The following is a 7,038-nucleotide window of genomic DNA, read 5'->3' on the forward strand; positions in this document are numbered from 1 at the left end:
CCGTGTGACAAGCTGGACCGGGCCCCGGGCCCAGAGCCGGGCGGGGGGAAGCGGACCGAGACGGAGAGTGTGCCGGCGTGGGTGGCGGGCGGTGGCGGCGGGGTGCCGGCCAGGTGGGGCGGAGTGTCGCCGTGTGGGCCGTTTCCACGGTCACCATGCTCGTGCTCGCCGGGCTCCTGCCGGACTTCCAGCTGCAGTCGCCCGACGGGGACAGCGCCACCACCATCGCCGTGACCGCCGCGCTCGGCGCGGGCGCCTTCGGTGTGCTGTCGGCCGTCGTCTGGCCGCTGCTCGTCCGGCTGCTGCTGCTCGTGCCCGCGCTCGTCCTCGGGCTGCTGGTGTTCTTCCTGAACGGGTCACTGCTGCTGCTCGCCCTGCGCGTCAACCCCGCCGGCCAGGCCGAGGCGGCCCCCGAGACCGCCGTCATCGTGGCCGCGGTGATGTCCGCCGTCGCCTCCGCCACCGGCGCCGCCCTCGCCGTCCGCGACGACGACGCCTACCGGCGCCGGCTCTACCGGCTCGCCGACCGCCGCCGCAGACGCCTGCCGCCCTGCTCGTCGACCCCCGGCACCGTCGTGATCCAGCTCGACGGTGTCGGCCACGACGTGCTGCGCGACGCGGTGGGCAAGGGCCTGATGCCCACCGTCGCCCGGTGGCTCGGCGCCGGCCCGGAGCAGCCGCCCAGCCACCGGCTCACCCCCTGGCGCACCGACTGGTCCAGCCAGACCGGCGCCAGCCAGCTCGGCATCCTGCACGGCTCCAACCACGACGTCCCCGCCTTCCGCTGGTACGAGAAGGACACCGGCGAGGTCATGGTCAGCAACCGCCCGAGCAGCGCCCTCGAACTCCAGCGCCGCGCCGCCGGGCGCACCGGCGACGGCGGGCTGCTCACCGCCGACGGGGCCAGCCGCGGCAACCTGTTCAGCGGCGGCGCCGGCGAACTCGCCCTCGTCCTGTCCGTCGCCGTGCGCCGCGGGCGCGGCAACCGCTCCCGCGCCGGCTACTTCGCCTACTTCTCCGACCCCGCCAACGCCGTCCGCACCCTCCTCTCCTTCGTCGCCGAGACCGCCCGCGAGATCGGCCAGTCCACGCGCGCCCGGCTCCGCAAGGAGCACCCCCGCGTCTCCCGCGGCGGCCTGTACCCGCTGATCCGCGCCTTCGCGACCGTCGTCCAGCGGGACGTCGTCGTGGCCGCCGTCGTGGGCGACCTGCTCGCCGGCCGCACCGCCGTCTACGCCGACCTGGTGGCGTACGACGAGGTCGCCCACCACTCCGGCCCGCGCAGCCGGGACGCGGCGAAGGTCCTGCAGCGCCTCGACCGCTCCCTCGCCCTGATCGAGAAGGTCGCCGAGCACGCCCCCCGCCCCTACCGGATCGTCGTCCTGTCCGACCACGGCCAGAGCCCCGGCGAGACCTTCCGCTCCCGCTACGGCCTCACCCTCGGCGACCTCGTCCGGGCCGGCTGCGGCCTGCCCGTGCCGCGCCGGGCCGAGGACACCCACAGCGGCGCCGAGGCGCGGGCCGCCGTACGGGCCGCGCTGCGCCGCCCGGTCGAGGAGCACGGGGAGGACCACCGGCCCTCCCGCCGCCCGGAGCCCGTCGTCCTGGCCTCCGGCAACCTCGGCCTGGTCTCCTTCCCCGACGTGCCGCACCGCATGAGCCACGAGGAGATCGACGCCCGCCACCCCGCGCTGCTGCCCACGCTCGCCAACCACCCCGGCATCGGCTTCCTGCTGGTGCGCAGCGAGGAGCACGGCGGTCTCGTACTCGGCGCCCGCGGCGCGCGCACACCGCTGGACGAGCTCGACGCCGACCCCGGTCCGCTCGCCGTCTTCGGGCCCGGCGCCGCCGACGCCGTACGCCGCACCCACTCCTTCCCGCACACCGCCGACATCATGGTCAACTCCTGCTACGACCCCGCCGACGGCGAGGTCCTCGCCTTCGAGGAGCAGATCGGCTCCCACGGCGGCCTCGGCGGCGCGCAGGGACTCCCCTTCCTCCTGTCGCCGCTCGACTGCTCGGCGCCGGCCGAGGACGGCGAGGAACTCGTCGGCGCCGAACACGTCCACCGCGTCCTGCGCCGCTGGCTGCGCGAGGCCGCCGGGGAGGAGACGCCGCTCGCGGCAGGGGCCGCGGAGGCCGGGGAGCGGGCCGCCTGACAGGAAACGGGCGATTCGCCGGACCGTCCGGCAGGTCGCGGCCCGTTCCCCGGGTCCGCGCGGGGCGGATGTGGTCGGATGGGGGGTACGGAACCCGGCGACGGGATCCGGGTGAAGGATCCCTGGACGAAAGGTAAGGAAGAACCGTGGCAACCACGCGCACAGCTCACACCGTCTGGGAAGGCAACCTGCTCGAGGGCAACGGCGTCGTCACTTTCGACTCCTCCGGCATCGGCCGGCAGCCGGTGTCGTGGCCGTCGCGCGCCGAGCAGGCGAACGGGAAGACCAGCCCCGAGGAGCTGATCGCCGCAGCCCACTCCAGCTGCTTCGCCATGGCGCTGTCGCACGGCCTGGCCGGCGCCGGCACCCCTCCCAGCAAGCTCGAGACGAAGGCCGACGTCACCTTCCAGCCGGGTGAGGGCATCACCGGCATCCACCTCAGCGTCGAGGGCACGGTCCCCGGCATCGACAACGACGCGTTCGTCGCCGCCGCCGAGGAGGCCAAGAAGAACTGCCCCGTCAGCCAGGCCCTGGCCGGCACGACGATCACGCTGGACGCGAAGCTCGCCTGACGCGAGACGCACGCACGTCCTGTGCCCGCCGGTGCCGCACCCCGCTTCCCGGGGTGCGGCACCGGCGTTTCCGCGTTCACCTCCGCGGCCGCCGGGTACGCGGCATTGACAACAGCGCACTCAAGTTTTGTGCTGGAGAGCAGGAGACCCTGGCGGAAGGGGACGGAGATGGCACGTGCGGTCGGGATCGATCTCGGGACGACGAACTCGGTGGTGGCCGTCCTGGAGGGCGGTGAGCCCACCGTCGTCGCCAACGCCGAGGGCGCGCGGACCACACCGTCGGTCGTGGCGTTCGCCAAGAACGGCGAGGTGCTCGTCGGCGAGGTGGCCAAGCGGCAGGCGGTGACGAACGTGGAGCGCACCGCCCGCTCCGTCAAGCGCCACATGGGGGACGCGCACTGGCGCTTCCCCGACAAGGGTTCCATCGACGGCACCCGCTACCGGGCGCAGGAGCTGTCCGCGCGGGTCCTGCAGAAGCTGAAGCGGGACGCGGAGGCCTACCTCGGCGAGGACGTCACGGACGCGGTGATCACCGTACCGGCGTACTTCGACGACACCATGCGGCAGGCGACGAAGGAGGCCGGGGAGATCGCCGGCCTGAAGGTCCTCAGGATCATCAACGAGCCGACGGCCGCCGCGCTCGCCTACGGCCTGGACCGGGGCGAGGAACAGACGGTGCTGGTCTTCGACCTCGGCGGCGGCACCTTCGACGTGTCCCTGCTGGAGATCGGCGACGGCGTCATCGAGGTCAAGGCCACCAACGGCGACACCCGGCTCGGCGGCGACGACTGGGACCAGCGGGTCGTCGAGCACCTGGTCAAGCGGTTCAAGGGGCAGTACGGCATCGACCTCGGCAACGACAAGATGGCGGTGCAGCGGCTGCGCGAGGCCGCCGAGAAGGCCAAGATCGAACTGTCGTCGTCCTCCGAGACGACCATCAACCTGCCCTACATCACCGCCTCCGCCGAGGGCCCGCTGCACCTGGACGAGAAGCTCACCCGGGCCCAGTTCCAGGAGCTCACCGCCGATCTGCTGGACCGCTGCAAGAAGCCCTTCCACCAGTCGGTCAAGGACGCGGGCATCCAGCTGTCGGCCATCGACCACGTGATCCTCGTCGGCGGCTCCACCCGGATGCCGGCGGTCACCGACCTGGTGCGGGACCTCACCGGCAAGGACCCGCACAAGGGCGTCAACCCCGACGAGGTGGTGGCCGTGGGCGCCGCCCTCCAGGCGGGCGTGCTCCGCGGCGACGTCAAGGACGTCCTGCTGCTCGACGTCACCCCGCTGTCCCTGGGCATCGAGACCAAGGGCGGCATCATGACCAAGCTGATCGAGCGCAACACCACGATCCCGACCCGGCGTTCGGAGATCTTCACCACGGCCACCGACAACCAGCCCTCGGTCGGCATCCAGGTCTACCAGGGCGAGCGGGAGATCGCCGCGTACAACAAGAAGCTCGGCGTCTTCGACCTCACCGGACTGCCGCCCGCCCCGCGCGGGGTGCCGCAGATCGAGGTCGCCTTCGACATCGACGCCAACGGGATCATGCACGTCTCCGCGAAGGACCTCGCGACCGGCCGCGAGCAGAAGATGACCGTGACCGGCGGCTCGGCGCTGCCCAAGGACGACATCGACCGCATGATGCGGGACGCCGAGCAGTACGCCGAGGAGGACCGCAAGCGCCGGGAGGCCGCCGAGACCCGCAACCAGGCCGAGCAGCTCGTCTACCAGACCGAGAACTTCCTCCGCGAGAACGGCGACCGCGTCCCGGCCGACACCAAGTCCGAGGTCGAGACGGCCGCCACCGAGGTCAAGACCCTCCTCAACGACAACGCCGACACCCCCGCCCTGCGCACCGCCATCGACAAACTGGCCTCCGTCAGCCAGAAGATGGGCCAGGCCATGTACGCCCAGGCCCAGCAGACGGCCTCGGAACCCACCGGCCACCCCACCGCTCCCCAGGACGAGGAGGGCGTGGTGGACGCGGAGATCGTCGACGAGGACCGGGACACCAAGGACGGAGCGGCCTGACACCGCCCGGCCGGTTCCGTCAGGGCTTGCGGGCCACTCCCGCGTACACCGGGACCGCGCCCTCGGCGAGGGCCTCGGCGTCCTTGGGGCCCGGCCGCCAGGCCAGGACCGGGACCACGCCCGGGTCGAGGAGGTCGAGGCCGGTGAAGAAGCGGGAGAACTCGGCGTGGGTGCGGGGGTGGAAGGGGGTGCCGCCGCGGCGGAAGAGCTCCGCCGCCCTGGCCACGCCCTCGGGGCTGATGTCCTGGGTGACCTGGGACAGGATCACCAGGCTGCCCGGGGCGAGGGCGGAGACGTAGCGGTCCAGGAGGCCGTACACGTCGTCCGCGTCGTCCGCGAGGTAGTGGGTGAGCGCCACCAGGGACAGTGCCACCGGCCGTCCGAGGTCCAGTGACTCGCCCGCCAGGCGCAGGATCGTCCCGGGGTCGCGCACGTCGGCGTGGACGTAGTCGGTACGGCCCCGCTCCGAGCCGTGCAGCAGTGCCTCGGCGTGCCGCAGCACGACCGGGTCGTTGTCGGCGTACACCACTCTCGACTCGGGGGCGGCCCCCTGCGCCACCTGGTGCAGGTTGGGCTCGGTGGGGATGCCCGTGCCGATGTCCAGGAACTGGCGTATCCCCGCCTCCGCGGCCGTGCGCACCGCGCGGTGCATGAAACGGCGGTTGGCCCGCGCCCCGCGCACCGCGGTACCGTCCGCGGCCAGGATCCCGCGGGCCAGCTCCTCGTCCACCGGGTAGTTGTCCTTGCCGCCCAGCCACCAGTCGTACACCCGGGCGGGGTGCGGCCTGCTGGTGTCGATGCGGGTGGGCGCGGCGTCGGATCCGGTCATGCGTCGCTCTCTCCTCGGCTTGTTCGGGGTGGGGGAACCACGGGGGATCACGGGGAACCACGGGAACGGGGGGGCAAGGGCGGTTCAGAACCCCTCCCGGCACTCCCGCAGCAGCTTCCGGGTGCGCTCGGCCGACGCCGCCCGCGCCGTCATGTGGTCCAGGACCTCCAGGTGCAGGGAGACCTCCGTGCGCGAGTCCAGGTACAGGGCGCCGCTCAGGTACTCCGTGTAGACCAGGTCGGGCAGCTCCGGCTCGGCGAAGCGGAACAGCGAGAACGGCGCGTACGTCCCCGGATGCGGGCCGTCCGCGAACTCGGCCACCTGCACCGTCACCCGGTCCCGCTCGGCGTACTCCAGCAGCTTGTCCAGCTGCTCGCGCATCACCTCGCCCCGGACGCTCACCGGCCGCCGCAGCACCGTCTCGTCGACGATCACCCACAGGTGCGGCGGATCAGCCCGCTCCAGCAGCCGCTGCCGGTCCATGCGCAGCGCCACGTGCCGTTCGACCGCCTCCAGCCCCCGCTGCCCGACCGTCCCGCTCCGGAGCACCGCACGCGCGTAGCCCTCCGTCTGCAGCAGTCCGGGCACGAAGTGCGGCTCGTAGGAGCGGATCAGCCGGGCCGCCCCCTCCAGGCTCACGTACAGGCTGAACCACTCCGGCAGCACGTCGTGGTACCGCTGCCACCAGCCCGGCCGGTTGGCCTCCTCGGCCAGCTTCACGAACCCGGCCGCCTCCTTGGCGCCCACCCCGTACGTGGTCAGCAGCATCTGCACGTACGGGATCTTCAGCGCGACCTCGGCCATCTCCATCCGCCGCACGGTCGCGGGCGCCACCCGCAGCACCCGCGCGGCCTCCTCACGGCTCAGTCCGGCCGCCTCCCGTAACTCCTGCAGCCGTCTTCCGAGCACCACCTGGCCCACGGTGGGCGCGGGCCGTCGTTCACTCACGCCACCCTTCCTCTCCTCAACTCGCCATCGAATGAAGGTACTTCACCGTCGCCGGGTCCGCGGGCAGAAACGTCTCGATCGCCAGCTCCGCCACCGTGACGTCCATGGGCGTGTTGAAGGTGGAGATGGAGGACACGAACGACAGCACCCGCCCCTCGTGCTCGATCCGCATCGGCAGCGCGACGTACGGCACGTCGCCCGCCGTCTCCTCCGCCCCGCTCTCCGGCACCGGATAGGCCGCCACCTCCTCGTACAGCTCCCGCAGCGCGGCCGACCGGTGCAGCGCGATCTGCCGTTCCATCTGGGCGAGCAGGTGCCCGCGCCACTGACGCAGGTTGCGGATGCGCGGCGCCAGCCCCTCGGGGTGCAGGGTCAGCCGCATCGCGTTCAGCGGCGGCGCGAGCAGCGACTCCGGGACGCCCTGGAGCAGCATCGTGATGCCCCGGTTCGCGCTCACCACGTCGTACGTCGCGTCGACCACCAGCGCGGGATACGGCTC

Annotated in this window: 6 protein-coding genes; 3 read left to right on the forward strand and 3 right to left on the reverse strand. The window is 72.7% G+C overall.

What is annotated here, in order from left to right:
- Positions 1-77 precede the first annotated feature (77 nt).
- The 3 genes from RH94_RS31420 to dnaK all read left to right on the forward strand — a co-directional run bounded on the left by RH94_RS31420 (position 78) and on the right by dnaK (position 4,762).
- Positions 78-2,159: a phage holin family protein gene (locus RH94_RS31420; protein ID WP_073951735.1), complete on the forward strand. Its 2,082-nt coding sequence runs from the start codon at positions 78-80 to the stop codon at positions 2,157-2,159.
- Positions 2,160-2,305: 146 nt separating this feature from the next.
- The gene (locus RH94_RS31425) at positions 2,306-2,731 is read left to right on the forward strand and encodes an OsmC family protein (RefSeq protein ID WP_073951736.1); all 426 of its coding nucleotides are present in this window, start codon (positions 2,306-2,308) and stop codon (positions 2,729-2,731) included.
- Positions 2,732-2,899: 168 nt separating this feature from the next.
- Positions 2,900-4,762 carry a molecular chaperone DnaK gene (gene dnaK, locus RH94_RS31430; RefSeq protein ID WP_073951737.1) on the forward strand — a complete coding sequence of 621 codons (1,863 nt, stop codon included), beginning with the start codon at positions 2,900-2,902 and terminating at the stop codon, positions 4,760-4,762.
- 19 nt (positions 4,763-4,781) lie between these two features.
- Here the strand turns inward: dnaK and RH94_RS31435 are convergent, their stop codons facing one another.
- The 3 genes from RH94_RS31435 to RH94_RS45085 form a co-directional block, all read right to left on the reverse strand.
- Entirely contained in the window at positions 4,782-5,591 is an 810-nt protein-coding gene (locus RH94_RS31435) for an SAM-dependent methyltransferase (RefSeq protein ID WP_073951738.1), read from the reverse strand.
- An 84-nt stretch (positions 5,592-5,675) separates the two neighbouring features.
- The gene (locus RH94_RS31440; protein WP_073951739.1) at positions 5,676-6,539 is read right to left on the reverse strand and encodes a helix-turn-helix domain-containing protein; all 864 of its coding nucleotides are present in this window, start codon (positions 6,537-6,539) and stop codon (positions 5,676-5,678) included.
- 16 nt (positions 6,540-6,555) lie between these two features.
- Positions 6,556-7,038 (reverse strand): MmyB family transcriptional regulator (locus RH94_RS45085; RefSeq protein WP_456154173.1); only part of this gene is annotated, 483 nt, incomplete at its 5' end.

Source organism: Streptomyces kebangsaanensis, from assembly GCF_001906585.1.
GTDB classification, from domain to species: Bacteria; Actinomycetota; Actinomycetes; order Streptomycetales; family Streptomycetaceae; genus Streptomyces; species Streptomyces kebangsaanensis.